Below are 24,890 nucleotides of genomic sequence, written 5' to 3'. Positions count from 1 at the left end.
TCTTTCAACAGGGCGAAGCCTATTGAGCGGTCGCTGTCTCCAGGGCGCGGGCCCGTTCGAGATGCGCCTGCAGTTTGGGAACGGTCTCCCGGGCGTGAGCCGCCAGCGTCGGGTGGTCGGTATTGTCGGCGAAGCCCTCGTGCAGGGTCAGGGCCTCCTGGTGGGCGGCGACCTGTTGTTCGGCGAAGACGCGGTCGAACTCCGCGCCCTGAGCCGCCCGGAGGTTGTCCAGCAGGCCCTTGCGACGCTCGTCCATTTCGGTGGGTGGGGTTTCACCCGCCGCCCGGGCGAGACCCGCCATTCGCTCAGAGGCGGCCGTGTGGTCGCTCACCAGCATCTCGCCAAGCGCCCGGGTTTCGGCGCGGCTCCCCCGCTCCTGGGCCATGCGGCCGGCCTCGACCTCGTACATGTCGCCGATGGCGGCGTTGCTCACATAGCCCCCCAGGGTGTTGGCCCCGAGCGTCGCCGCCGAGGTCTGTCCGACCACCGCAGAGGTGGCGTCCTGGGCGGCGTTCACCGGCTCACTCTGGCCGACGGTCGTCCCATCATTCTGGTCGCCGCACGCCGCCAGCCCCAGCAGGGCGGCCGCGCCAGCGGTCGCGATCAGATAACGTTTCATGTTTGAGCTCCCTCAGTTGATCGAGGGAAAATCCGTGGGGGCTCAGATGGGTTCCACAAACCCTGACTCCCGGCCCGCCCGCAGGCCGAGACCTGAACCGCTCTGGAAGAGAAATGGCGCGCCCGGAACGATTCGAACGTCCGACCCTCAGATTCGTAGGCTGACGTTTTTCGTTGATTTGATTGAGGAAAGTTGCAAACCACCCCCTCCGGGGGGGTTTGTTTTCGTTAGAGATTTTTGGGCGGCTGCAAACCGATTTGGCCCCCTCATCCTGGCGAATCATGGGGGCTTTGCACCTTGAGCCCGCAGTTGGACAGCCGCGCGTTCACCGCAGCGTAGCTCTCCTGGCAGGCGCGCGTCATTGTGGATCCAGACCTCGGACAGCTCGCCAAGCTGCTCCCCTGCCACCTGACCCACATGTTCGGTGAGAGCCAATCCACCTGGCCCGCACAGGATACCCTCGCACGGGCCCTGTCGGTCACGGTGCGCCGACGCGACACCGCTATGGCCGCGAGCTGGATGCAACGTGTGATGTTGAAAGCCCCGTCTACTGGTGTGGCTATGCCAATGACGGACTGAGGCAATCCATCGAGCCGGTCATTCAGGCTTGGCTGCGGGAGAAGCTCCGACTGAATTGAGCCCCGGTCATTTTCCGTCTGTCGGGCTGTTGCGGGCTGCAGAGGGCGGGCGACTCGCTGGAGCCGCCCGCCAATTCTTCGCCTGAAGCCTGGAGCCGGAATTCCTTCGCTCGAACAGAAGGGGCCGAAGATGGCAGCACGCCGTTAGACGACGATCCGGAAGTGATCGTAACCTCAGCCTCGTGAGGCCATTGGGCGCGGACATTCGCACATGCCGATGCGGCGAATACCGCGCTTAATCTCTGCATAATGTGCGGTGAATAACCTTGCTGTGCGGAGATTGCGGTGTATGTTCCCGGCATAAAATGCGGGGAATATGATGTCTGGCTATATCCATGAGAGGGAGAACTGGCCTGAGTTCCGGTGGGACACGGACGCGCTGCTCCAACAGCTCAGCGCGGTTCGCTACCGTCAGGGCCGACTGTTCGGCCGAATGGAGGCCCTCGGGTTCGAACTGCGGGCCGAAGCCCTGCTCGAAACCCTCACCGAGGACGTCATCAAATCGAGCGAGATCGAGGGCGAAATCCTCGACAAGGACCAGGTTCGTTCGTCGATCGCGCGGCGGCTGGGCATGGACGCCGGCGGCGCCGTCGAGGCTGACCGCAACGTCGAAGGCGTTGTCGAGATGATGCTCGACGCAACCCAGAATTTCGCCCGACCCCTCACGGTCGATCGACTGTTCGGCTGGCACGCTTCCCTGTTCCCGACAGGCTACAGCGGTGTTTCGAAGCTCACGGTCGGGGCCTGGAGGCCGGCCGAGGTTGATCCGATGCAGGTCGTCTCCGGGGCCTACGGCCGCCAGAAGGTCCACTTCGAAGCGCCGGCCGGCAAACGGCTCTCGGAGGAGATGGATGGCTTTCTGTCGTGGTTCGATGGCGACGCCACGATCGACCCCGTCTTGAAGGCGGCCGTCGCCCACCTGTGGTTCGTCACCATCCACCCATTCGAAGACGGCAACGGCCGTATCGCGCGAGCCATCGCCGATATGACCCTCGCCCGCTCCGAGGGCAGTCCGCAGCGCTTCTACAGCATGTCGGCGCAGATCCAGCTGGAGCGGAAGGCCTACTATGACCTCCTCGAATCCACCCAGAAGGGCGATCTCGACATCACCGCTTGGCTGGCGTGGTTCCTGCTCTGTCTGGAGCGAGCCTTTGACGGCGCCGAGACCATCCTGAGCGCAGTCCTCGCCAAGGCCAGGGTTTGGGAAGCGCTGGCCGGGCAGGCGCTCAATGACCGCCAGCGCAAGGTCATCAACCGCTTGCTCGACGGGTTCGAAGGCAAGCTCACCAGTTCGAAATGGGCGGCCCTGGCGAAGACCTCGCCCGACACCGCCCTTCGCGACATCAATGACCTTGTCGACCGGGGCATCCTCGCCAAGGAGCCGGGCGGAGGACGGAGCACCAGCTATGTCCTCGTGGACCTCGCGCGATAGGCTAGCGTCGCCATGCCTCGCGCCGCGTGATCCAGCGGACCTCGGCGCGCGCGGCCCGTCTAGAACGGCAGGTCGGGTTGGGTCGCATTGGCCCAGGGGTCGAGACCACGCGTGCGACGCCCATCGGTCTTGAAGGTGGCGCCGTCGTCGGTCCGGGCCTCGACGTCGGACAGGGCGTAGATCACGCAGCCGCCCACCTTGCGGAACTTGGGTCCGGTGCCGCTGGTGCGGTGCTTCTCCAGGGTGCGGGGAGACAGGCCCAGTAAGTCGGCCACTTCACGGGTCCGCATGAATACCGGCCAGGGCGGGGCCGTGACCATCGCCATCTCACCCTGCTTCCGGCCAAGCCGGAGCCGCGCCCCCTGTCGCACCGTAGGAGGCCGGTCTCACGCGCGCGGTCCGTAAGCTTACGGTGTGCGCGTTCTCAGACCTCGGCCGGGCGGCGAGCGCAGCGAGCCGGTGGGGGCAGATGCCAGCGACATTGAGTGGGCAGGTTGCGTGCGCCGGCGAGTCGAGGGCCCGTAAGCTTACGTATCGAGGAACCCGGGCGAAATGAGCCAGTCTGCGTGGGTCGCTGTCTAGGGCAGGATAGGCCTAGCGGCGCCGTTGTATGACAGGGCTGCGCCGTGGCTGTGATCAACCTCCGCCTCCCGGACGACCTCGCCGACCGCTTCGCTGCGGTGGCCGCGCTTGAGGGCGGCCGAGCGCTGCTGTTGCGGCGGCTGATTGGCCAGGCCGTGGACGCGCCACCGAGTGGGTTGAGCGGCGGGTCGCAGCATCGGTTCGCAGGGCGGGTACCCGATCGGGCGGGGCTCAGAGCGTTCCGACAGAGGCAAACAATAGCTGCACCCGACCCGCCGCAGGATCTCGCCATCTTCCTATTTTGGCCATTTAACTTGGCTTCCTTGACTGAATCGGCCACATATGGACAATGCTACAGACCCCGACCGAACTTCTGCACTCCCTCGCGGGGCGCCTCAAGGCCCGCCGTGTGGCCTTGGGCTGGACGCAGGTCGACGCCGCTCAGCGGGCCGGTGTCGCCTATCGGACCTGGCGCCGGCTGGAGAATGGGGGCCAGGCCTCCTTGGAGGACATGGTGAAGGCCGCTGTGGCGCTGCGATGCGACGAAGGCCTGGAGGCGCTGTTTCCCCTGCCGGCCGCCGCCAGTTTGGATGAGCTTCTGGCGCGGCAGGCCCTCACCGCGAAGCGCCCATCCCGCACGCGCGCTCCGCGGACCAGGACCGGCAAATCATGAGGCTCGTTCCCGGGACTCCGCTGGCCGCCAGCCTGTGCTTCGAGGAGGACGCCCCCGGCTCCCCCGTCGGGCGCCTGGCGATGGCCGACGGCTTGGCGCAGCTCGAGTGGTCACCGGAGATGATCGCGGCCGACCTGCCTGTGTCGGGCCTCCTCTATCCACCGCAGCCAGGACTCCATCCCGCCCGTAGTCGTGAGTTTGACGGACTGCACGGCTTCCTGTCCGACAGCTTGCCCGAAGGCTGGGGCCATCTGGTCATGCGACGGCGATTGAGCCGGCTAGGCGTGAACATAGACGCCCTGACGCCCCTCGATCGCCTGGCCTTGGTGGGCGACGGCGGCCGTGGCGCGCTGACCTACAGGCCTGCCACCGCGCCGCCTCCAGAGGTGCAAAGTCTCGACCTGGACGCCCTGGCCAAAGAGTCCCAGGCCCTCCTGGCCGGTGACGAGGGCGAACTCGCCGCAACGCTCGCGACCCTGGGCGGCGGCTCGGGCGGGGCGCGGCCCAAGATCCATGTGGGGTTCGACGGACAAGGGCGGATCTCGGTCGCCGAAGGGGAGACCGCACCCGCCAGCACAGCTATCTGATGGACGAGCACGGCCAATGGCGCCTGGCGCCGGCCTATGACCTCACCTATTCCGCCGGCCCCGGCGGCGAGCACTATCTCGACATCGAGGGCGAAGGCCGAAACCCCACGCGAGAGCACGTACAGGCTCTTGGTCGCCGCCACGGCCTATCCAACCGGGTCATCGATGTGGTTGTCGAGGAGGTCCGTGCCGCGGTCGCCGAGTGGGGGCGCTTGGCGACCGAGGCTGGGGTCACCAGCCGGTCCAGGGGCGAGGTGTTAGCAGCGCAAGAGGCGGTCGCGGGGCTCTTCCGGTGAGCGCAGTTCGTTTCGCGAGCAAGGCTGAGCTTGAACGTCTCTCAATCCATGGACCAAATTGAACCTGACATCTCCCAATCCATCCTCGCCACTCCTCGCACCGGCCTCTTGCCAGCCAACTCAACCAAGGTCAAAATTAACCCGAGCCTCTCGTTATCGCTGGATGAGAAACGGGGGTCAGGTCCTCCCGGAGGATGTCGACCTGGCCAGCGCCGCTCCAGGGGCGTCATGTCGATCGGTCCGGTTGCGAAGGCGACGTCTCGGTAAGCTTCAGTTAGCGGAACGGATGAAGTCCACGCCGATCCGTGAGAGCCAGGCGCCGGTCTGCTGGAGGAAGCGGCTGGCGTAGTCGGCGCGCACCTGCCCAACGACCCTGTACGTGATCGGTTGAAGCGTCGCCGGCAGCTCAACGGCGTTCTCGTCCCTCCACATCCTGAAGCCCTCGAACGTTGGGGTCTCCTCATCGAGGACCATGGGACCGCCACGGAGGTAAATGAACTCGTAGTTCTGGCTGCCCACGTCGGAGGTGACGTCGAAGACGTGAACCACCTTGTCCTTGCGGATGAAGAGGCTACGCGAGTTCTCCGCCTCCTTCAGGCCCTTCGGCGCGTCCTTCGACTTCAGGCGGATGGCGACGATCGGCTTCATCGGATGAAGCCGCTTCAACCAATCCTGATCGTCGGCGGGTGGGCGATCGACCATGTCGCAGGACGGCGTCATGCAGACCCAGTGGACTCCGCCGCTCTCGAAGACTGTCCCGGTCGTGAGCTGCCCGCGGAACGGCTCGGACGAAAGGAACGCGTTCAGCTTAAGAAGCGCCTGCAGGGCGTCGAGCTCGTCTTCCCGACCCGCCATCTCTTGCGCCTTCTTGAATAGGCCGGTCCGTCGCGCTCTTCGATCATTGCCGTAGTCGGGGATCTCGAGACGCTCGAGCTCCTTCGCCAGGAGGTCACCGGCGAGCTTGCTGAGATCGCGATCGGTGACGAGCCTCTGGCGCACCCCCTCCACGAGCTTGTCGAGCAGGGCATGGATCGGGCCGTCGAGCGAGTCCCGCGGGGGAGCCCCGCCGCTCAGCGCGAGGAGGAGGAAATAACTGAGGCTGACCTGGGTGTGGGGATCGCGGAGGTGCAGCTCGTGTGTCGCGATAGCGTCCGACTCCAGGATGTTCTGGATCTCAGAGACGATGATCTGAAGCAGGTTAGGCCGCCAGTCGCACAGGGCCGCGTCGAGCGCGTCGAACAGCTTGTCGGGCGCGACAGACCGACCGTCAGAGGTCGGCTTGCCCATGATCGCGACGAAGCAATTGCCGCTTTGCAGCCAGAGCGGCCCGTCCTTCTTCCACCGACCGTCGACGCTGTGGACCTCGGCGTGGATGCTGTCTTGGTCGTCCTTTAGCATCTTCCGAACCTCACGCCTGACGAGGGCGTCCACGACCTCGAGCCGCTGCTCCTTCGTGAGGTCTCGGTCAGCGACCTCGTCACAGATGGCTTTCCACTCGCCGGTATGATGCACCGGAACGGACCGCCCCACGATATGGTCGGCCATCAGCTCGCGTGAGGGCGGTTGGAACTTCTTGTCTTCGTCTTCGAGCCCTTCCAGGCGAGCCTCGGGGCCGCTCTCATCCGCCGCACGCGCCCAGCCGCCGCGAAGCGCCATCGCGATATTCAGCCAGACCTCGTGCAGGTCGTCGGCGGCCGTGTAGACGATGATGGTGTTGAAGTGCTTTGTTCTCGCCAGGGATCGGACCAGCGAGATCGAGAGCCGCGTGTCCATGGGCCGAAGATTGTAGTCGAGGACGATGAGGTCGCTCTTCCGGATCCGCTCCACGTCCTCCTGAATGGAGTTGACGGTGTTCTCGACATCACAGGGGATCTGGTTCGCGCGGAACAGATCATAGAGCTCCGTGGCGAGCTTCCATTCCTTGAACTTGGTTTTGGCCTTCTCGCCCTCGGCCAGCTCGCCGTAGGTCGGGAAGCAGTCGTCGATGATGTGCGCCGTGCGCAGGGCGTTCCTGCGGAACGTCTCGACGATCGCGCCCTCGTACGCATCCGTCATTGCGGCTCAACCCCTCGGAACTCGATGATGAAATTTGCGCCGTCGAGGACCTTCGGATCCTCAGCTGTCGCATAGCGGATGCGGTGATTGCCCAGCGCCAAGTTGGCTCGGCTGAGATAGAGGCCGACGCCGCGACCGAAGCTGCGCCGGGTGAAGAAGAGGTCGAAGAGGCTGGGGACGTCATCGCGATCGACACCCGGACCACTGTCGGCGATGACGACCTTTCCGTCGACGAAGTCCAAGCGGATGCGCCGTTCCTCGCGCTGCGACACCCAGTAGACGGCATTGTTCACGAGGTTCAGGAACACCGGATAGATGCGGGCCGGGATGTCCACGATCCGGACATCGCGGAAGGCGGCACTCGCCGTGAAGTCGATCCTCTGATCGCGGAACACCTTCTCGAAGAACTCGCCGACGTAGTCCGCGATGTCGGCGCCGGTGATCGTCTCCCTCGCACGGTAGCCCGCCACCTTCATCGGCGAGAGAAAGCGCAGCCGTTCCGCGAGCGCGACGTGGGCATGCATCGCGCGCTGGAACGCCGTGGATGCCCTGACCTCCGTCGGCAGGTTGCCGAGGTTGCGCCGCACCTCTCCTTCCAAGGACTCGAGCTCATGGCCGAGGATCTCCACCGTAACGCCGACCTGCGCGACGGTGTGCAGGTCACGAAGGCGATCCTCGAGCTCTGCCCGGTCGTCCTCCGTGGCCGCGAAGGCGCTGTCGAGGTCGATCCCGTCCCGCAGCTGCTGCAGCGCCCGCAGGAGCGGGGGATAGCGGCCAGCGAACTCCTCCTCCATCTCCGCGCGCCCGGCGTCGAGCAAGTTCAGGGCGGCCAGCAGTCCTTGGCTCTCGAGCTGCCCCGACATGTAGTGGGAGAACCGACGGCGATACTCGCTGCGCTCCCCCGTGATCGTCTCTCGCCAGCGGTTGCCAAGCTGGCCCAAAGCCTGACCGATGGAGCTGTCATAGGCGTCGAGCCGGCGTCCGAGAGTCTCCTCGTGCCGTGCGAAGCTCCGCTCCAGGGCCTCCGCTGGCGACATTGTGCCGACCACGGCCTCGACCTCAGCGGTGACGCGTCCCAGGTCGCTCAGCCGCTCGGTGAATGTCGAGTAGCCGTCCCGATATGCGCGGTAGTCGGCCTCGAGCTCGCCGAGCTTCGACGCCACCACCGGAGGCCGAAGTCCATCCCGCGCGGCGAGCATGTCGTGATAGCGCGACTGCATAACAGTCGCCTCGACTTGATCCCCAGATTCGCGGACCGACTCAGCCAGCGACTGGAGCGACTCGAGCCGCTGCAGCGCGTCGTCCAAAGGTGCCTGCTGCTCCCGCAGGAACTGCCGGATGCCCTTCCTGCGATTGGTCCGGGCCTTGTCCGCCGCGGCTTTCGCTGCGGCGTTGCGCGCCATAATCTCCGGGAGGAGGTCCTTCCGGTAGGAGGAGTCGGTGCCGAAGAACCGGGCGGCGAAGTCGACCAGCAAGTCGGTGACGATGCGGCGAAGCTCACGCCGCGCGCGATTGTCAACGAGGCCCTCGCGCCCCGCCTTGTCGCGGAGGTTCGGATTCTCGCCCCGGCGGAAGGCGATCCGCCCGAAGCTTCGCCGATGGGCCCAGAAGTAGCGACCGGCATGGCGCCCGCGCCGTGCCTCTATCCCGAGGAAGTCCGCGTCCTCCCGACCATAGGGCATCACCCGCAGGTCGTCGCGATACACGTTGATGCCGCCGAACTGCTCGGCCTTCTTCATGAGCCCCGCATGCACCTGCTCGTCGTGGGTCGACCGGCGAAGCTCCTGTTCGAACGTGCCGATGCAGAAGCGGAAGCTGCCCACGCGATCGCGGGGCGACGACGGCGGCGGCTCACGCGGCACGAAGCTCTGTATGCCGAGGTCGCGGCCGAAGGCGACAACGCGGCCGCTGAAGACACCGCTCTCGTCGAATACCCCCTCGACCGAGTGCTCCAGTCCCGCGAAATCGCCAGCGCCGAACACCGCATCCGCCGATATGACACACTCGTTCGCGCCGTCGGCATGGTGGGCCCACACTTCGTAGTCGAAGTCCGGTCGAGGCTCTGCGAACGGATCGGTGAATCCGATCAGCGTCTCGCGCAGGTCGTCCTTGACCATTTTCGCCTCGGTTGACAGGTCCGACGGGCGGACCAGGACGTCGAGCTCGCGGTTCACTCCCACCAGGAACATCGCGGTACCGTGGTCGGCCAAGCCCACGAAGACCGGCCATTCCTCGAGGTGCCGCTGGCCGAGCGGGAATTGGGACCAGGTTCGGCGGATCGCCTCCGCCGTCTGCGGCTGCTCAAGTTTGAGCTCGTAGGCGGCGTAGCGCCGCCACGCCTCGACGCGCCCCTCGTCATCCGAACCATCCGGCCCAGGTTCGAGATTTGAGAGGAGGACCTCCACCATCGAGGTCAGCCCCTCGAGGACCTCGTCGGCCGTATCGAACTCCGCGACGGGCAGCCGAACGTCCTGGAGGGCCAGGAATGGATTCTCGAACAGCCGCCAATCGACCAGCAGCGCCGCGAAGCCGCCGCCGAGCTGCTTCGAGAGCAGGATCGTCGCCGGCGCCAGGAAGGCCGCCGAGAGCCGCCCGATGCCCTTCTCGCCCTGGCGCGGACGATGTTTCAGGCCCAGCGTATCGGGACCGGCGAGAGCGTCCTCGACTTTGGACTCGGTGCCGATCACTAGCCACCGCTCCAGCAGGTCACGCTGACACATCCCGAAGCCGTCGTCGAAGATGGCTGCGATCGCGGGGGCTCCCGAGAAGACGTGAAGCGAGACCCGCGATGCGTAGGCGTCGTAGGCATTCTTCCAGAGTTCGGAGACTGCGGTGGGTGCGTCGGCGATCTGACCGCGGCCCAGGTGGTCGATCGTCCGCGCTCGGGTCTGGAAGCTGACCTCGCGTGTCATCCGTATGTGCCGTCCCTCGCGACGGTCTCGGCGGCGCGGAGCTCGAGCGCTGCCTGGACCAACGGTTCGACGAGCACTCGCGCCATGTCCACCGGCACAGCGTTTCCGACCTGCACACCTCCCGCCATCAGTCCGCCTTCGAAGGTGTACCAGTCGGGGAAAGTCTGGAAGCGCGCGGCATGGCGCAGTGTAATCCCGTGGTGTTCGGTCGGGTGCACGAAGCGGCCCTTGGAGGGATTGATACACGCCGTGGTCATGGTGGGCCCCGGCCGCGCGGGATCGATGCGCCCGTAGACGTCGTGATGTCCTCGATGCTCGGCGTGGCACGGCAGCACCCGACCAGAATCCTTCCGTGATCCGCCATTGGGGGGGGTCCGCGCAAAGGCCTCTAGCAGGGTGGCACCGTGGTTCATATGCACGTCATTGATGTCGCCTCGCGGCGCGGGTGTCGCAAAAATCTCCGCGGCCGTCTTCCAGGTAGCCCCCGTCGGGGTGAGGCTGGGCGCCTGGTGAGTCGGCGCTGGCGGCCAGGTCGGAGCGTCTGTGCGTCTGCGATCATAACCCAGGATGAAGACCCTACGGCGGTTCTGTGGAACGCCGTAGTCGCACGCGTTCAGCAAAATGGGCTGGAACGTACCGTAGTCCGCAGCGTCGGCCGTGGCATAGAACGTCTCGACGAAGTCCTTATGCCTCGGCCACAGGAGTCCCGGTACATTTTCTACGAGGAAGAACGCTGGCCGGAGTGCCCTGACGTACTCGAAGTAGCGCAGGAGCAGGCGATTGCGGGGGTCACCCACTCCCGCGTCGTTCAGGCGATGCGCCGAGAAGCCCTGACAGGGTGGACCGCCCAGCAGGATATCGCAGTCGCCGGGATCGATCCCTGTCTGCCGCATTAGGTCCGAGGGATCGAGGTCGAGGATGTCCTCATCAAAGAGCCTAGCGCTCGTGAGGCGGCTCTGGACCAGGTTCCGCCTGTAAGTCTCTGCTGCGTTCCTATTGTTCTCTACGGCGACGCCGATATCCGCGCCGGCCATATAGGCGCCCAAGCTGAATCCGCCAGCACCGGCGAAGAGGTCCGCGATAACGGGGCGGCGTCCGGGAATCGTAATTCGGGCCCGACGGGTGTGATCCATGGGGTCGTGCAGCTCCGGCGCTCGTTGAGGGCACCGTAACCAGGCCAGCATTAGGTTAAGAAGTTCGCCCATAGTTGGCCGCGTTGCGTATCCCCTTCGAATCAACCAAAGCGATACCCAACCGACCTGGGCAGCCCATCTAGGTCAAGCCTACAAGTTGGAAGGCGGCGCCAGGCGTCCTTGCTGGCGGGGAGCTACGCCCGACGTCTATCTCAACGATCCTTATCGAGCCAAGGCCGAGGTGCTGGGCCGGGCCCACCAGGTTGACCCCATCGCTCGAGCCAAGCGCTCACCTCCTCGTGCGTCGCAGACTTCCCTGCATCTATGTCGGCCATTGCCTGTCGCAGGGTCTATAGAAGGTCAGGACAAATGCTCGACGTGTCGCAAGACAGAAGTCCATGTTTGGCAATGGGCCCGAGGGCGGAGCGGTCTCTCCAGCTGACAACGATCCCAGCTTGCTCACTCTACTGGGCGCCCGCCGGAAAACCTCTGTTGGAAAATGGCGATCACCTCAGGTCGCCAGTGCGCGTGGGACGCCGGCCCGCCTTTCAAGGTCATCCTGAAACGCCGGGAACACCCGCCAGGGCCACGAGACTTCGCGGAAACTAATCCAACGAGGCGTCCAGCCGAGCCACTTTGACCCGCGAGTAGCGCCTGAGCTCGTTGGACTTCGGCGTGAGATGTCTCCGCTCAAAGGCCTGCGCTGTCTCGAACCTGCCAGCACCTTGATCCGATGGGCCGCAGACATCGTCATCACGCATCATCAGCACACCAAGCCAAGCGTTCCGAGGCCACCGGAGAACCGCATCCTGGCGTTCTCAACCTATGCTTTTATCGAGCTATCTGCCGGATGGTGATCGGGCCGTAACGTGCTGCTTCGCCGTTGAGCGCGGTCGGCAAAGGCCCGGGCTGCTGCGGCGTTGCGGCGACTGGAGGCCTTGGTTAGTTGGGAGACGCGTAGCTCACGCACTCGCTTCGGGAGCAGCCACGAATCCGCCGCCATTTAGTAGCGTCGGGGCTGTGCGCCCAGCGCCAGCGTAATGGCCAGCTCGCTCTCCTCGCGTTCAAGGATGACGTCGAAGTAACAACTCTGGCCGCGGAGGCCGATGGGGTTGATCGATGACGACCCGAGCACCATGGTGGCCACGGTCGCCGCCATGCTGGCAGCGCGTTGGGTGTCGACTTCCCAGACCAGAAGCGTCCCCGCCGCGAGGTGACTGCTAGTCGTACGCTGGTCACTGTCGCTGCCGTCCATAGCCGCTGTCCTTGTATCCGCGCCCTTCGGCGGGTACGTTGTTCCCTGTTGTCCTCTGAGAGGGTGTCGAAGCCCGGACCCAGAGTCAACGGCTCATTCGGGATAACGCGGAACAACATGACGAGAACGCTGACGGCCTCTAAGACCCGGACCAATAGACCCGGATGGTCGATCACATTCCGGCACCCTTTGCGGCAGGACAGCCAGGGCAAGCGCGGCCTGAAAGTGCGACGCGGCCTCGGCACCAGCGACGCCGCAGAGGCCGACGAATTGGTCGGCCAGATGAATGAGTTGCTGCGTGACCCGGCTTGGTGGAGTCTATCGCGGCGGGGAGAGGCGGAGAAGAAATTCGCCACGCCGATAATCAAGGCATTCTTCGACGACCTGCAGGCTGGCGCTACCCCGCATCATCAACTGCGGGAGCAATATATGGAGCTCCCAGGGAAGGACGCCGGGTACTCGAGGGTGCTGTTCGTCGGAACCACCGGTGCGGGCAAGACGACGCTGCTTCGACAGTTGATCGGTTCGGACCCGGACATCGATCGATTCCCGTCTACGGCGCCAGCGAAGACGACCATCGCCGACATCGAGGTGATCGCCGCCAGCGGCTCGTTCGATGCAATCGTCACCTTTTTCACGGAGTTCCAAGTCCAGACTTATGTCGAGGAGTGCATCCTCGACGCCGCGCTGGCGTCGCACGCCCAGCAACCCCTTGCCCGCGTCGCCGAGCGATTCCTAAACCACCGCGATCAGAAGTTCCGCCTGAGCTACATCCTCGGCCCCTGGGCCCGCGATGGTGTGGATGATGACGACGACGAACTGTCGTTCGACGAGGACGACGACGGGGACGATGAGCCCGATCTGGCCCTGCTAGGTGAAGACGCGGTTCCCGCGGACGAGCGGCGCGCCAACGGTGAAGCGCTTGAGAAGCTACTGGGCCGAATCGTCGCGCTTGCGCGGAAGACTTCGGAGCAGATTGACGAGAGCCTTGGGGTCGTTGACGTCCAGGTTTCCAAGGAGGACCAAGATGCCTACCTTGAACTCTTCGGCGAGGAATTCGAACGTGAACTCCACGCGCACGACGCCTTCCACAATCTGGTTCACGACGTCATTGACCTGATCCGCGCTCGCTTCGATCGCATTGAGCAGGGCCAAATCACTCTGGCGCCGTCCGGCTGGCCGCAATCCTGGGCCTACGCGACAGCTGATCGGACAGACTTCATCCGCCACATTCGGTGGTTCTCCAGCAACTACTGGCCGCAATTCGGTCGATTGCTCACGCCGATCGTCAACGGCATCCGGGTACGGGGCCCACTCTATCCCGACATCATGCCGGAAGGCGCGAAGTTGGTGTTGATCGACGGCCAGGGGCTTGGCCACACGCCCGACGACGCCACCAGCGTGACCACCCACATCACGGACAGGTTTGCGGACGTCGACATCGTGCTTCTGGTCGACAACGCCCAGCAACCCATGCAGGCGGCCCCGCTGTCAGTTATGAAGGCCCTGGCGATTAGTGGCTATGAGGACAAGCTGGCCATCGCCTTCACCCACTTTGACCAGATCAAGGGGCAGAACCTTCGGAACTTGACCGAACGGCGCGCCCACGTGATGGCCTCCGTAATGAGCGCCCTGTCGAGCCTACAGGAAGCTGTTGGGGGGAGGATCGTCCGCACGTTGGAAAGGGGCGTCGATGATCGTTGCTTCATGCTCGGCGGCACCCAGAGAAAACTCAGCAGCATGAACCCGAAGTCAGCCACCTACATGACAGGGCAGCTCAAAGGCCTCATCGAGCTGTGCATCAAGGCCGCTGAACCGAAGACCGACGCGGACGTCGCGATCACCTACGACCCGATCGGCATTTCCTTCGCGGTGCAGAGCGGCGCGGCGCGCTTTAATCGCACTTGGCAGGCGAGACTCGGGCTGGGATCCGAGGCGAACCTGCGCAAGGAGCATTGGACGCGAATCAAGGCGCTAAACAAGCGCTTCGCCACGGAGGAAGGCGTTGAATACGATACCCTACGCCCACTCGCCGACCTTCAGACCAGCCTGCTCGAGGCCATCTCACGCTATCTCGACGCTCCGGCGAGCGAACCTGCACCGGAGGTCGACGAGGAACAGCCTGCCACCACGCGGATTCGCCAGTTGGTGGCCGCGAGCTTGAGGAAGGTGGTCCGGCAACGCCTTGTCGGGCAGAGCCTCGAACCTTGGCGAGAGGCGTTTGCCGAGAAGGGCGCAGGGTCGACAAGCCGGCGTGCGCGCCGCATCGCCGCGATCTACGCGGCGGCGGCGCCCGTGCCCGACGTCGTTATGAGCCAGGAAGCTAAGGCATTCATGGATGAGCTCGCCAGCATCGTCGGCTCGGCGATCACGGCCGTTGGCGGCAGCTTCAAGCGGTTGGGTGACCCGACGGCATAATCGGACGCGAAACCGCCCATGTGTCTGTGCGGCGCTCGCGTCGCGGTCATAAAAAGCCGCGAGCCTGCTCAGGGGCCAGCAATCTACGAGGTCGCGGCGGAGCGGGTCCCAAGTCCATCGATCTATTGAGCTGCGAGCTTCCGCTTGCGGGCTCGGGTGGTGCCGAGCCGAAAAGTTAGGACGTGTGGACTCGGGCGCGGGCTTGCGTCACTCTCGACTCCACGGACGGCTCCAGCCCCCGCCTGCCTGGGTATCCAGTCCGTCGAATATATCGACGAGTATTTGTCGCTGGTCAGCCTCGACACTTGCCATTAGAGCGTCTATTGTGCGCGGTCTACCGAGCCGAATTGAGAAGTTCAGGTCTCTGTAGTGATCCCTGCGGTGCAGAATTGATATGCGGGCGATTCGCCGACGCGCCTTGGGACCGCCACAGCGGCCCCGGGAGCTCCAAAGTGCGGCTAGAGCCTGACGGCGTGACGCCTGAAAACTAAGCTCTCGACCAAGCATAGCTGCGAACTCGCGTAGTGCAAACTGCGCGGGCAAAGTGCTGAGCCAATCAGGCCCCGACTCGAGGTCGGCGAGCGCATGTTCCAGTTGCTGCAAGGCGTCGACCCTGCGGAGCAGGCGCGCTGCGCTCGCATGGATGACAGCAGGATGCCAAGTGCCGCCTTCGAACGCCTGCGATTGAATCAGTTGCGCCCGCACGGCGCTTGCCGCCCGAGCGTCCTCGCGTCGCTCGGCGCCGACCGCCTCAAACCCCTTATTGAAGACCTCAACGGCACTGGTGACCTTTTGCATCGCTTCGTGCTGGCGGACTTGGCGGGGCAACAACGTCGCGCGAGCAATGCCTCCGGCGTTGGATGGGATGACTCCTGTGGCGACGTCATGGACGTCAAGGCTCTCTTCCCAGATGACGGGTTGGGCCGACGCCAGCACCAGGCGGCAATCTAGGGCGATAAGGCGGCTGGGCGATACGCTGGCCGGCTCGAGATGATGGTGAAAGAGCGGGACGTCCAGCTCCTGGAAGAACTTGGCTACGAGCTCGGAACAAAAAGCACCAGGATCGTAGGCGCGCCGCCGGTCAATCAGGCGGAGAGCTCGCCGCAGAATTGGATGCCACAGCGGACCAAGAAAGGAGACTCGTGCCAAGCGCTCATATAGCGAATAGGCCCTGTAAAACTCCTGTGCACGCAGGCGTTCGGCGGCAGAGAGGATGAGGTCGGGTGACATTGCTGCCAACTGCGGATGGCGCAGAAGCAGCAGGCGGCGGAGGCCCGGGAAAGACACCACAGGTATTGGCGCGACCTTGCCCTGGCTGAGCGACAGGATGTCCTGCCAAGTCGCGCCGACGCCGTGCTCGTCGGCCTCGACGAGCTCGAGATGAGGCGGAAAGTCCGGAATGGGCCGACCCGGAAGAAAGAGTGCGGCATGGGAATAGAGCCCGTCGCTGCCGATGGCTGTCGCCTTTCCGCGCGGGTTTTCGCTGCAACTGATCAAGACATCGCCAGCCCGGACCTGGTCGAGCTTTAGGAATGGTGCCGCCTTCCGGAGTTGCTCGCCCCTCAGGGAGAACTTTTTGCCGACTTCTCTGACGGATAGATCAGGCTCTGAATTGGGCGTTTCGCTCATGCTGGCACGTTCACCGTTCACCAGTTGGCGCACCGAACGCAACCAAGTCGAGAGTCTTGAGCCGTGGACGTCCTCGCGAGGGGACCAAGGACGGCGAGAGACCCTTGCGTCCAGACGGTGGGGCTCTACCGTGAAAACAGATCAACCCAATGCCCAGGGGGTCCGACGGAGCTGCATGGCGACCGAACTGCAGGGCCACCTTGTTTGGCTAGACCCCATCGTCCTTAATCCCGAACAGTCGGGTCATGCCACGCCCAAGGCCTTGGCCTCAGCCCTGCGTCGCGAGTTGGGAGCGGCGCTTGAGGCCCAGGGGTACGAGCGTAAGGATCTTGAGCGCTGCGTCTACGTCATCCGCATGATCGGCGATTTCTCGATTGCCTATCCTGAGGACTACTCGCCAGTGCTCTATATCGGACGGGGCGATGCCTCGGTACGCCTGGGCCACCACCTTCGTAACTGGCTGACCGAGGTGCGAACCTTTGGGCACGAAATCCGCATCGAGGTGCGAATCTGCCGCCCGCGCCGCCGTGCTCGTGCCGATCTCTTCAAACATGTGGAGGCCCGGCTTATTCGCGATTTCCAGAAAGCGAATGGGGCGATCCCATTCTTCAACAGCCGCAGGGAGAGCAAGTTCGAAAGCGGAGCTAGGTTCACCAAGACCGACGAAAGACGCTTTCGGGCTGCGATTGGCCTGGGTAAGCGCACGCCGCCCAAGTGGGCGATCCAGCCAACGCCAGCCAATCCAGCCTATAACGTCTACTACAAGGGCCACGCGACCTAGTGCGCGTTCAGCGTGCCCCACTCGTTCCGGCACACCTTCGTCACCCAGCTGGCGGAGGGCGGGAGCCAGCGCCATCTACATCATGCTGACCGTTAGCCACGCCGATATCGCCACCTCGATGAAGCACGTAGCGGAGCCAGCGCGGCTCTGGGAGCTCAGCAAGAGAACTGCAAGGGCATCCGCGAAGCCATGGCGCGCCGCGCTCCCGCAGACGCTCAGGTGACCCCGCTTAGGAAGAGGTGACGCCGACCGCCGGCCACGCAAAGCCGTAGCGGCCCACATAATAGGTCGAGTGTAGGTGCCTTAAGTCAGCCTCCCAATCGGCGATGGCCTCGGCAAGCGCCTCAGGATCGCGGCGCTTTGCGGAACGGGCGAAGCTGGCAATCGAATCGGCGATCCGCTCCAGGCGCCCGGGAGACTTCGGAACGCCCCAGGCCCGGAGGTAGGTCGGCGGGAAGAGGGGCGGTATGGAGCCCTCAAACACACGCTTCAGGATCGCCCGGCGCAAGGCCGCTGGCTTGCCTTCATTTCCCACCACGTAGCCCAAGGCTTTGAGGGGGCCGATCTCAAGCCACCTTGACCCATCAAGGCTGCCGTTGCCGCCCGGCGCATTCGTCGTCGGCCATTTGAACCAGCCCTCAGGCAGGTCACCGCCAGCGCGTATAGCCCAGACATCCTCGACAGCGTCTGCGACCATCTGCGCCTCCCGACGCTTCGCGGCATCTATCGAGGTGGAGATAATCCGGAGTGCATTCGCCCAGATGGTTAGCGTCTCCTCCGGCCCCTGCAGCGGTAGGCGGGCCAGGACAGGACCAGCGCGAACATTCAGTTCTCTCGGAGAAGCGGGGGCCGGGCGAGCCGACCGCTTTGACTTGGTCCGGCGCTTCCGAACGGCGGCCTTGGAAGCGCCGCCGCGCGCCGGGCCTTTCCCGGTCATGGACGCCCCTTGGGTTGCTCACCTCGCAACGCCTCATAGAGCTGCGCTGGTCCCAGCAGCAGTCGCAGCAGCTCCTCTTGCTTCTCGGCTGAGGCCAGCAGCTGCCGGCTCATGCTCTGGAATGCAGCGTCGCTATCCATGGCGGCGTCTAAAAGCCGGCCGCGAAGGCTTGGTGAGGCGGAGAACTGCGCCTTCGTGTTGTTCCTGGCCTGAACCTTCAGCTCCTCAGAGGCCATCATCTGACTGCGGAGGAACCCATTCACATAGGCGAGCGCGTGGTCTTCGGACACGTCGTTGCCGAACAGGTCGTTCACCTTGGCGATGATCTCGTTCAGCAGGGCCTTCTGCTTCTCCTGCACCGAGCCGGACCCCACCTCGCCGACCGGGGGCAGCTTGGGGGCGTCGCCCTCGCCAAGGGTGAAGTTCTGCTTGCCCAGGCTCCTCAGTGTGTGGTGCGTCAGGACCAGCTGCGACAGGTCCACCGTGTCGCGCTCGCGGCCGAACTCCAAGAGTCGGATCAGGTGCTTGAAGAACAGGAAGCGTTTCTCGATCTCGGTGTTTCCGTAATCGAAGATCTGAGACAGGAAGGTGTAAACCCGCACGAAGCTGCCCAGGTCGCCCTTGAACAGGACCAGGGCCTCCATCTCGTCGTGGGCCTCCGCAGTCGCCTTCTCGTCCTCCCGCGCCACGGCGGCGGCCCAACGGGCCTTGGCGGCGGCATAGAGTTTCAGCAGGCGGTCGGCCACAGGCTCCATGGCGCTGATCAGGTCGCCCTGGGTGGACTTCACGTCCATGATCACCCGGGCGGCGCGGTCCACCTCATAGGCGTCATAGTGGCCCGTGGCGTCCAGCTTGGCCCGCAGGTCGAAGATCAGGTTGGGGTCGGTCAGCCCCTCCAGCTCGGCCACGTCATAGTAAGTCTTGAAGGCCCCCAGCACCTCTTCGGAGCTGTTGACGAAGTCGAGGACGTAGGTGGTGTCCTTGCCAGGGTGCGAGCGGTTCAGCCGCGACAGGGTCTGCACCGCCTGGATGCCCGCTAGCTTGCGGTCCACATACATGCCGCACAGCAGGGGCTGGTCGAAGCCGGTCTGGAACTTGTTGGCCACCAGCAGCAGGTGGAACGCCTCGTCCTCAAAGGCGTCGCGGATGTCGCGGCCCTTCAGGCCTGGGTTTAGGGACGCGCTGGTCTCGGTCACCTTGTCAGGGCCGGCCTCCTCCACCTCGATGTCGCCTGAGAAGGCAACGAGGGCGCCCAGGCGATAGCCCTGCTCCTTGATGTAACGGTCGATGGCCAGCTTCCACCGCACCGCCTCCTGGCGGCTGGCCAGCACCACCATGGCCTTGGCCTTGCCCTCCAGCAGCGGCGCGACGTTCTCGCGGAAGTGCTCGACGACGATCTGGACCTTCTGGGCGATGTTGTAAGGGTGCAGCCGCACCCAGCGCATGATGCCCTTCATGGCCGCGCTGCGCTCGACGGCGACCTCGTCCAGCTCCTGGCCATCATGGGCCAGTTTGAAGGCCATCTTGTATGGCGTGTAGTTCTTCAGCACGTCGAGGATGAAGCCCTCCTCGATGGCTTGGCGCATCGAATAGACGTGGAAGGCCTCCGGCAATCCGTCAGGCCCCGGAGATCGCCCAAACAGCTGCAGCGTCTTGGCCTTGGGGGTGGCGGTAAAGGCCACATAGGTGATGCCCGTCTCGCTCGCCCGCGCGGTCATCTGGGCGGCCAGCAGGTCTTCGACATCCACCTCGCCGCCATCGGCCAGCTGCGCCAGCTCCTCAGGCGACAAAACCTCTTTCAGCTTGGCGGCGGCCTCGCCCGTCTGACTGGAATGGGCCTCGTCGGCGATCACCGCGAACCGCTTGCCCTCGGTGGCCGCCAGCTCGCGGACCTTCTTCAGCGCCGTGGGGAAGGACTGGATGGTGCAGACGATGACCTTCTTGCCGCCAGCCAGGGCCTTGGCCAGCTGCTCGCCCTTGGCCTCGCCCTCGCTCTTGATGGTCTCGACCACACCCTTGGTGCGCTCGAAGTCGAAGATCGCCCGCTGAAGCTGGCCATCGATCACCCGGCGGTCAGAAACGACGATCACCGTCGAGAACAGCTTTTCGTCCTTGGCGTCGTGCAGTTCCGACAGGAAGTGCGCCGACCACGCGATGGAGTTGGTCTTCCCCGAGCCCGCCGAATGCTGGACCAGGAACCGGCCCCCGGCCCCCTCCTCCAGCACCTGAGCCTGCAGCTTGCGGGTCACGTCCAGCTGGTGGAAGCGGGGGAACAGGATACGCTTGATCTGCCCCTTGTCGTCCTTCTCGGTCACCAGATAACGGCCAATGATCTCCAGCCAGCTGTCAGGGCTCCAGATCTCTTCCCAAAGGTAGCCGGTGGGGTGGCCGAAGGGCGGCGTGGGATTGCCCGCCCCGCCGTTGTCGCCCTTGTTGAACGGCAGGAAGATGGTCTTCGGTCCCTCCAGCTTGGTGGTCATCCGCACCTCGCGGTTCGACACCGCGAAATGGACCAGCGCGCCGGACGGGAAGGTCAGCAGGGGTTCAGCCTTGCCGCCGGCGGGGCGCGGATTGCGGTCGAACCGATACTGGTCCACCGCATCGCCGACCCCTTGCGTGAAGTCGGTCTTCAGCTCCACCGTCGCCACGGGGATGCCGTTCAGGAACAGCACCAGGTCGATACAGTTCTCGTTGGCCAGAGAGTATCGCACCTGCCGAACCACCCGCAGACGGTTGGCGGCGTAGCGGGCGACGATGTCCGGGTTCATGCCCATGGCCGGCTTGAACTGCGCCATCTGGATGGTGCCCCGGGCCGGCAACAGGTCGATCCCATTGCGGATCACGTCCAGCGTTCCACGGGCGTCCAGGGACTTGCGCGCCCGGTCCAGTAGGGCGGCCTCTGCGGCTGCCCCGTGGGCCTTCTGGAGGGCCTCCCAGGCCTTGGGCTGGCTCGCCGCCACCCACGCGATCAGATCAGTAGGAAACAGGGCGCGGGCGCGGTCATAGGCCTGCCCGTCGCCCACTTGATAGAGCCAGCCATTGCCGGCAAGGACGGTGCAGACCTCGTCCTCGAAGCTGACCTCTTGGTGCAAACTCACCGTGGGCGCGCTTTCAGACCCAGCTCGGCGAACGCCGCGACCGCTTCGGGCCTCATGGTGAACCGGTTGGTCTCAGGATCGATGTCCGCCAGGATGCCACTATAAAAATGCCCCTCACGGGTCTCAGCCTTGGGCGCGGGCCACAGGCGGGCTTCCCGCTCCTTGCAGAGGTTCCCGAAGTGCATTTGCCAGATCATGCTGTCGTGTCCGCACACACGGCTCAACTCGGTCGATGACGCACCGGGGTTGTCCAGCAGCGCCTGGATCGTCTTGCGCTCATTCTCGCTCATCGGTGCGACGCGAAAGGCCTCGACCACACGATGCGAGAGGGGTTGATTCTTTAGTCGCTCATAAAGGCTGGCGACGTCTGCCTCCTCCTGCGCTGCCATCGCCTCAAAGACGGCTTCAGCGGCGGCCTTCTGTTCAGCCGTCCCGCTCGCACGCCAACGCTCGCAGTTTGCCCGGAGTTGGGCGCGGTCTGCATTCGAGAGGGACGGGAGGCGCGCCAGAAGCGACTGGAGGTTCATGCTGCTCTGGACCCCTCCTCAGACGCGCGAACGTCAATCTCGCCGGTGACGGCGGCTGAGATCAGGGCCGCGCGTCGCTCGAGCAATAGCGCCTCCACATCAGCCGCTGCCCGGCTCAGGCCATCAAGCTTAAGTCGTTGCTCGCTGGCGAACTTGGCAATGCGTGTCATCTCTTGCCTTGGGGGCAGGGCGAACGGCATCTTGGCCAATCTGCTCACGTAGATGTGCTTGATTGTCGTGCCCCCCGCCTCAAAGATCATTCTGCCTTGGTAGGGCTCGCTAGCTAACGCATTGGCGAGAAACTCAGGAACAACTTCTTGCCGCGGGCGGAGAACCGCAACGGATTGATTTATACACGCGGCTCGGCCGTCATGCACGGCCAGTCGGCCAAGTGTTCCATCCTTCGTCAGCAACACATCTCCACGCCTTGGACGACTCTTGTCGGTAAGGAGCTGCTCAAACGCTTCTCGGCTTGTCCTTCTTGCCGTTTCATAGGCAACAACGTTTTCACCAATATCGTTTGCCGTCAGCAGATAGGGACCTTCATCCGTGGTCGGCATCGGGTTGGTGAAGCCGTATGACAGCAATTCACAGGATCGGCCAACACTGACCAGATCCCAATGCTCCGGCACCTCGCCTAACCACTCGAAGCCGGAGTCCTTCATGGGCACGGAGGGGTCGAGGCCCTTGGTGACGGCGTGGGAGATGACGGCCTGTCGCTTCTCTTTCAACAGCTCGATGAGCCGCCGCTGCTCATCCACTAGGGCGTCGATCTTGACCGTCTCGCGGTCGAGGAAAGACGCGATGAATTGTTGCTCATCAGTTGGCGGCACTGGGCACCCGATATCGCCAAGAAGATCCAGGTTAAGCCCGTCGCGCAGGTCGCCTCCGGCCATGTTTCTTATGTTCTGATAGTTGGCGGTCAGCCACCACATGACGTAGCGAGCATCGACCCCTCTTCTCGGCACGATAGCCGCCATGGATTGATTGCAAGTCGCAGTGAAGCCCATTTGCGCGACCATGCCCTTGGTCTTGCCCTGCCCAGCGAGGGCCATCACCAGAGCCCCAGCAGGAACCCACCGCGCGCTACTGTTCGCCAACGCATCTTCAGTAATGAATGCTGAAGGCTCCTTGATAAGCCCCTGATTGACCGTGCCAGAGTTCAGCCAGGGGATCGTGCCGTCTGTCCAAAAGCTTTCGTCCGCACGGTTAGGAGTGCCGCCGGCGTAGAGCCGGGCTAGCCATCGAAGGCGGCCTTCCCTCCAGTCCGTCGGGAGACTGTCTACCCACTCGATTCCGGCATCCCTAAAACCATTTCGATGTCGAAGGCTCACGCGGCCAACTCCGCTATCATCGCCTTGATCCTGTCCGTCACCAACTTCAGGTCTGCGTCGATCTCCTCCAGGAGGCGTGGGGGTTCGAAGACATAGAACTGGCGGTTGAAGGGTATCTCAAAGCCGACCTTGGTTTTGGCGGGGTCGATCCAGGCGTCGGGGGCGTGGGGCAGGACCTCGCGCTCGAAATAGGCCTGCACATCCTCGGACAACGGCACATTCTCGGTATCCCGCAAGGCGCTGTCGGGCTGGGGCTTGCCCTTGTTCTTGCCCTTCTCGAACGTCACAGGGCGGCCTAGCTCGTCCAGCAGCGGCCGCTCGACGGTGATGGTGCGATAGCCAAAGGCAGTGGTCGGCAAGAGGCGCGACAAGGGAGCGATCTTCACCCTCCCCCCTACCGGCGGGGCGGGCGCGGCCTCGCCTTCAGGAACCGCCACCCGGTCCACCTCCTTGCCGGCGGCGTCGAAAGTGATAGCGACATCTGCGGCTTCGCAGCGGCCAAACAGCTGGGTGATCGCGGCGATCTCCGCCTCCCCCAGCTCCTTGCGCTTGGAGCCGAGGGTCTTGCGCATCTTGCGGCCGAAGCCCGAGCCGTCGATCAGCTGGACGAGGCCCCGGCGGTGGTCCGGCTTCCGGTTGCTGATGATCCAGACATAGGTGGCGATGCCGGTGTTGAAGAACATGTCGGTGGGCATGGCGACGATGGCTTCCACCAGATCGTTCTCCAGCAGGTGGCGTCTGATGTCGCTCTCGCCGCTGCCGGCCCCGCCGGTGAACAGGGGCGAGCCGTTCAGCACGATGCCGAACCGACAGCCGCCCTCCGCATGGGGCCGCATCTTGGACAGCATGTGCATGAGGAACAGCAGCGAGCCGTCCGACACCCGGGGCAGGCCAGGGCCAAAGCGGCCGGCATGGCCCATCTGATCATGCTCCCGCCGGACCTCCTTCTCGACCTTCTTCCACTCCACGCCGAAGGGCGGATTGGCCAGCATGTAGTCGAAGGTCTTCCCGACGTGACCGTCCTCCGAGAGCGTGTTGCCAAACGCGATGTTCGACACGTCCTGACCCTTGATCAGCATGTCGGCCTTGCAGATCGCGTAGGACTCCGGGTTCAACTCCTGGCCAAACAGCCGCACCGCCGCCTGATGGCCGCCGCTGGTCAGATACTCTTCGGCCACCGAGAGCATGCCGCCGGTGCCCGCCGTGGGGTCATAGATGCTGCGGACGATGCCGGGCTTGGTCAGGGCGTCATCGTCCTCGACGAACAGCAGGTCCACCATGAGGCGGATGACGTCGCGGGGGGTGAAGTGCTCGCCCGCGGTCTCGTTGGACAGCTCGGCGAACTTGCGGATCAGCTCCTCGAAGACCGAGCCCATCTGGCTGTTCGTCACCCGGTCGGGATGCAGATCGATGGCCGCGAACTTCTCGGCCACCTGATAGAGCAGCTTGGACTTGGCCAGCCGGTCGATCTGAACGGCGAACTCGAACCGCTCGAAGATGTCGCGGACCTCTTCGGAGAAGCCCTGGACGTAGGCCTCCAGGTTGGCCCGCACATTGTCCGGGTCGCCCAGCAGCTTCTGCAGGTCCATGGGCGAGGCGTTGAAGAAGCTCTGACCGGCCTTGCGCTTCAGGAAGGGGTCGGGGTTCACGCCGGCCTGAGAGCGCACCGCCAGCTCCGCCAGCACAGCGGCCTTCGTCGGGGCGAGGACGCAGTCCAGCCGCCGCAGCACCGTGAAGGGCAGGATCACCTTGGCGTAGTCGGCGGGCTTATAATCCCCCCGCAGAAGGTCCGCCACGGACCAGATGAAGGCCGACAATGTCTGGTGGTTCATAAGCGCACGCCCCCGAGCGGCTTAGCTAGCACCATCCGGACGCATCCTGGCAACCCAGACGCGTGATTGGGCTCCTTGACCCGGCGCCCGTCTCTCAACCGGCGACAGCAAGGGGTTCGGGGACCGGATCAGATTTTCTCAGCTTTTGTGGC

The 24,890-nt window shown here is 64.3% G+C and carries 18 protein-coding genes; 6 read left to right on the top strand and 12 right to left on the bottom strand.

Annotated features, from left to right (window positions below):
• Nucleotides 1-19: 19 nt before the first annotated feature.
• Nucleotides 20-619 carry a DUF4142 domain-containing protein gene (locus tag Q8K84_RS11820; RefSeq protein WP_305282816.1) on the bottom strand — a complete coding sequence of 200 codons (600 nt, stop codon included), beginning with the start codon at nucleotides 617-619 and terminating at the stop codon, nucleotides 20-22.
• Between the two features lie 957 nt (nucleotides 620-1,576).
• Between Q8K84_RS11820 and Q8K84_RS11815 the strand changes: the two genes are divergently transcribed.
• Nucleotides 1,577-2,689 carry a Fic family protein gene (locus tag Q8K84_RS11815; RefSeq protein WP_305282815.1) on the top strand — a complete coding sequence of 371 codons (1,113 nt, stop codon included), beginning with the start codon at nucleotides 1,577-1,579 and terminating at the stop codon, nucleotides 2,687-2,689.
• 59 nt (nucleotides 2,690-2,748) lie between these two features.
• Here the strand turns inward: Q8K84_RS11815 and Q8K84_RS11810 are convergent, their stop codons facing one another.
• On the bottom strand, nucleotides 2,749-3,015 hold the full coding sequence (locus tag Q8K84_RS11810; protein ID WP_305282814.1) for an AlpA family transcriptional regulator: 267 nt from the start codon (nucleotides 3,013-3,015) through the stop codon (nucleotides 2,749-2,751).
• A gap of 605 nt (nucleotides 3,016-3,620) precedes the next feature.
• Between Q8K84_RS11810 and Q8K84_RS11805 the strand changes: the two genes are divergently transcribed.
• From Q8K84_RS11805 to Q8K84_RS11795, 3 genes are read left to right on the top strand one after another with little or no spacing between them, the layout of a single operon-like run.
• Nucleotides 3,621-3,944 (top strand): helix-turn-helix transcriptional regulator, encoded by a 324-nt coding sequence (locus Q8K84_RS11805; protein ID WP_305282813.1) that lies wholly within the window; start codon nucleotides 3,621-3,623, stop codon nucleotides 3,942-3,944.
• Nucleotides 3,941-4,531: a HipA N-terminal domain-containing protein gene (locus Q8K84_RS11800; protein ID WP_305282812.1), complete on the top strand. Its 591-nt coding sequence runs from the start codon at nucleotides 3,941-3,943 to the stop codon at nucleotides 4,529-4,531. The genes Q8K84_RS11805 and Q8K84_RS11800 overlap by 4 nt, the downstream gene beginning before the upstream one ends.
• Nucleotides 4,531-4,827, top strand: a complete 297-nt coding sequence (locus Q8K84_RS11795) for a hypothetical protein (RefSeq protein WP_305282810.1) — start codon at nucleotides 4,531-4,533, stop codon at nucleotides 4,825-4,827. Before Q8K84_RS11800 ends, Q8K84_RS11795 begins: the two co-directional genes overlap by 1 nt.
• Before the next feature lie 270 nt (nucleotides 4,828-5,097).
• Here Q8K84_RS11795 and Q8K84_RS11790 read toward each other — a convergent pair whose 3' ends face one another.
• The 4 genes from Q8K84_RS11790 to Q8K84_RS11775 all read right to left on the bottom strand — a co-directional run bounded on the left by Q8K84_RS11790 (nucleotide 5,098) and on the right by Q8K84_RS11775 (nucleotide 12,182).
• Nucleotides 5,098-6,882: a response regulator receiver domain gene (locus tag Q8K84_RS11790; protein WP_305282809.1), complete on the bottom strand. Its 1,785-nt coding sequence runs from the start codon at nucleotides 6,880-6,882 to the stop codon at nucleotides 5,098-5,100.
• Complete coding sequence (locus tag Q8K84_RS11785; protein WP_305282808.1) at nucleotides 6,879-9,794, bottom strand: ATP-binding protein; 2,916 nt, start codon at nucleotides 9,792-9,794, stop codon at nucleotides 6,879-6,881. The genes Q8K84_RS11790 and Q8K84_RS11785 overlap by 4 nt, the downstream gene beginning before the upstream one ends.
• Complete coding sequence (locus tag Q8K84_RS11780) at nucleotides 9,791-10,927, bottom strand: DNA cytosine methyltransferase (protein ID WP_305282807.1); 1,137 nt, start codon at nucleotides 10,925-10,927, stop codon at nucleotides 9,791-9,793. The genes Q8K84_RS11785 and Q8K84_RS11780 overlap by 4 nt, the downstream gene beginning before the upstream one ends.
• A 1,003-nt stretch (nucleotides 10,928-11,930) precedes the next feature.
• Entirely contained in the window at nucleotides 11,931-12,182 is a 252-nt protein-coding gene (locus Q8K84_RS11775; RefSeq protein ID WP_305282806.1) for a hypothetical protein, read from the bottom strand.
• Nucleotides 12,183-12,299: 117 nt separating this feature from the next.
• Here Q8K84_RS11775 and Q8K84_RS11770 point away from each other — a divergent pair, with 117 nt between their 5' ends.
• Nucleotides 12,300-14,600: a Rab family GTPase gene (locus Q8K84_RS11770; protein WP_305282805.1), complete on the top strand. Its 2,301-nt coding sequence runs from the start codon at nucleotides 12,300-12,302 to the stop codon at nucleotides 14,598-14,600.
• A 207-nt stretch (nucleotides 14,601-14,807) separates the two neighbouring features.
• Here the strand turns inward: Q8K84_RS11770 and Q8K84_RS11765 are convergent, their stop codons facing one another.
• A complete protein-coding gene (locus tag Q8K84_RS11765) occupies nucleotides 14,808-16,229 on the bottom strand; it encodes a hypothetical protein (protein ID WP_305282804.1) in 1,422 nt (473 codons plus the stop codon).
• 175 nt (nucleotides 16,230-16,404) lie between these two features.
• On the opposite strand from Q8K84_RS11765, the gene Q8K84_RS11760 reads away from it, so the two are divergent.
• Nucleotides 16,405-17,010, top strand: a complete 606-nt coding sequence (locus Q8K84_RS11760; protein ID WP_305282803.1) for a hypothetical protein — start codon at nucleotides 16,405-16,407, stop codon at nucleotides 17,008-17,010.
• Nucleotides 17,011-17,239: 229 nt separating this feature from the next.
• Here Q8K84_RS11760 and Q8K84_RS11755 read toward each other — a convergent pair whose 3' ends face one another.
• From Q8K84_RS11755 to Q8K84_RS11735, 5 genes are all read right to left on the bottom strand, one after another.
• Entirely contained in the window at nucleotides 17,240-17,707 is a 468-nt protein-coding gene (locus Q8K84_RS11755) for a hypothetical protein (RefSeq protein WP_305282802.1), read from the bottom strand.
• 236 nt (nucleotides 17,708-17,943) lie between these two features.
• Nucleotides 17,944-21,045, bottom strand: coding sequence for a type I restriction endonuclease subunit R (locus Q8K84_RS11750; protein WP_305282801.1), 3,102 nt, complete (start codon nucleotides 21,043-21,045; stop codon nucleotides 17,944-17,946).
• The gene (locus tag Q8K84_RS11745; RefSeq protein WP_305282800.1) at nucleotides 21,042-21,572 is read right to left on the bottom strand and encodes a hypothetical protein; all 531 of its coding nucleotides are present in this window, start codon (nucleotides 21,570-21,572) and stop codon (nucleotides 21,042-21,044) included. The genes Q8K84_RS11750 and Q8K84_RS11745 overlap by 4 nt, the downstream gene beginning before the upstream one ends.
• Nucleotides 21,569-22,906, bottom strand: coding sequence for a restriction endonuclease subunit S (locus tag Q8K84_RS11740; protein WP_305282799.1), 1,338 nt, complete (start codon nucleotides 22,904-22,906; stop codon nucleotides 21,569-21,571). Before Q8K84_RS11740 ends, Q8K84_RS11745 begins: the two co-directional genes overlap by 4 nt.
• On the bottom strand, nucleotides 22,903-24,738 hold the full coding sequence (locus Q8K84_RS11735) for a class I SAM-dependent DNA methyltransferase (RefSeq protein WP_305282798.1): 1,836 nt from the start codon (nucleotides 24,736-24,738) through the stop codon (nucleotides 22,903-22,905). The genes Q8K84_RS11740 and Q8K84_RS11735 overlap by 4 nt, the downstream gene beginning before the upstream one ends.
• Nucleotides 24,739-24,890 lie beyond the last annotated feature (152 nt).

Source organism: Phenylobacterium sp. (assembly GCF_030679875.1).
GTDB lineage: Bacteria > Pseudomonadota > Alphaproteobacteria > Caulobacterales > Caulobacteraceae > Phenylobacterium.
This window is presented reverse-complemented; position numbering and strand designations above follow the sequence as displayed.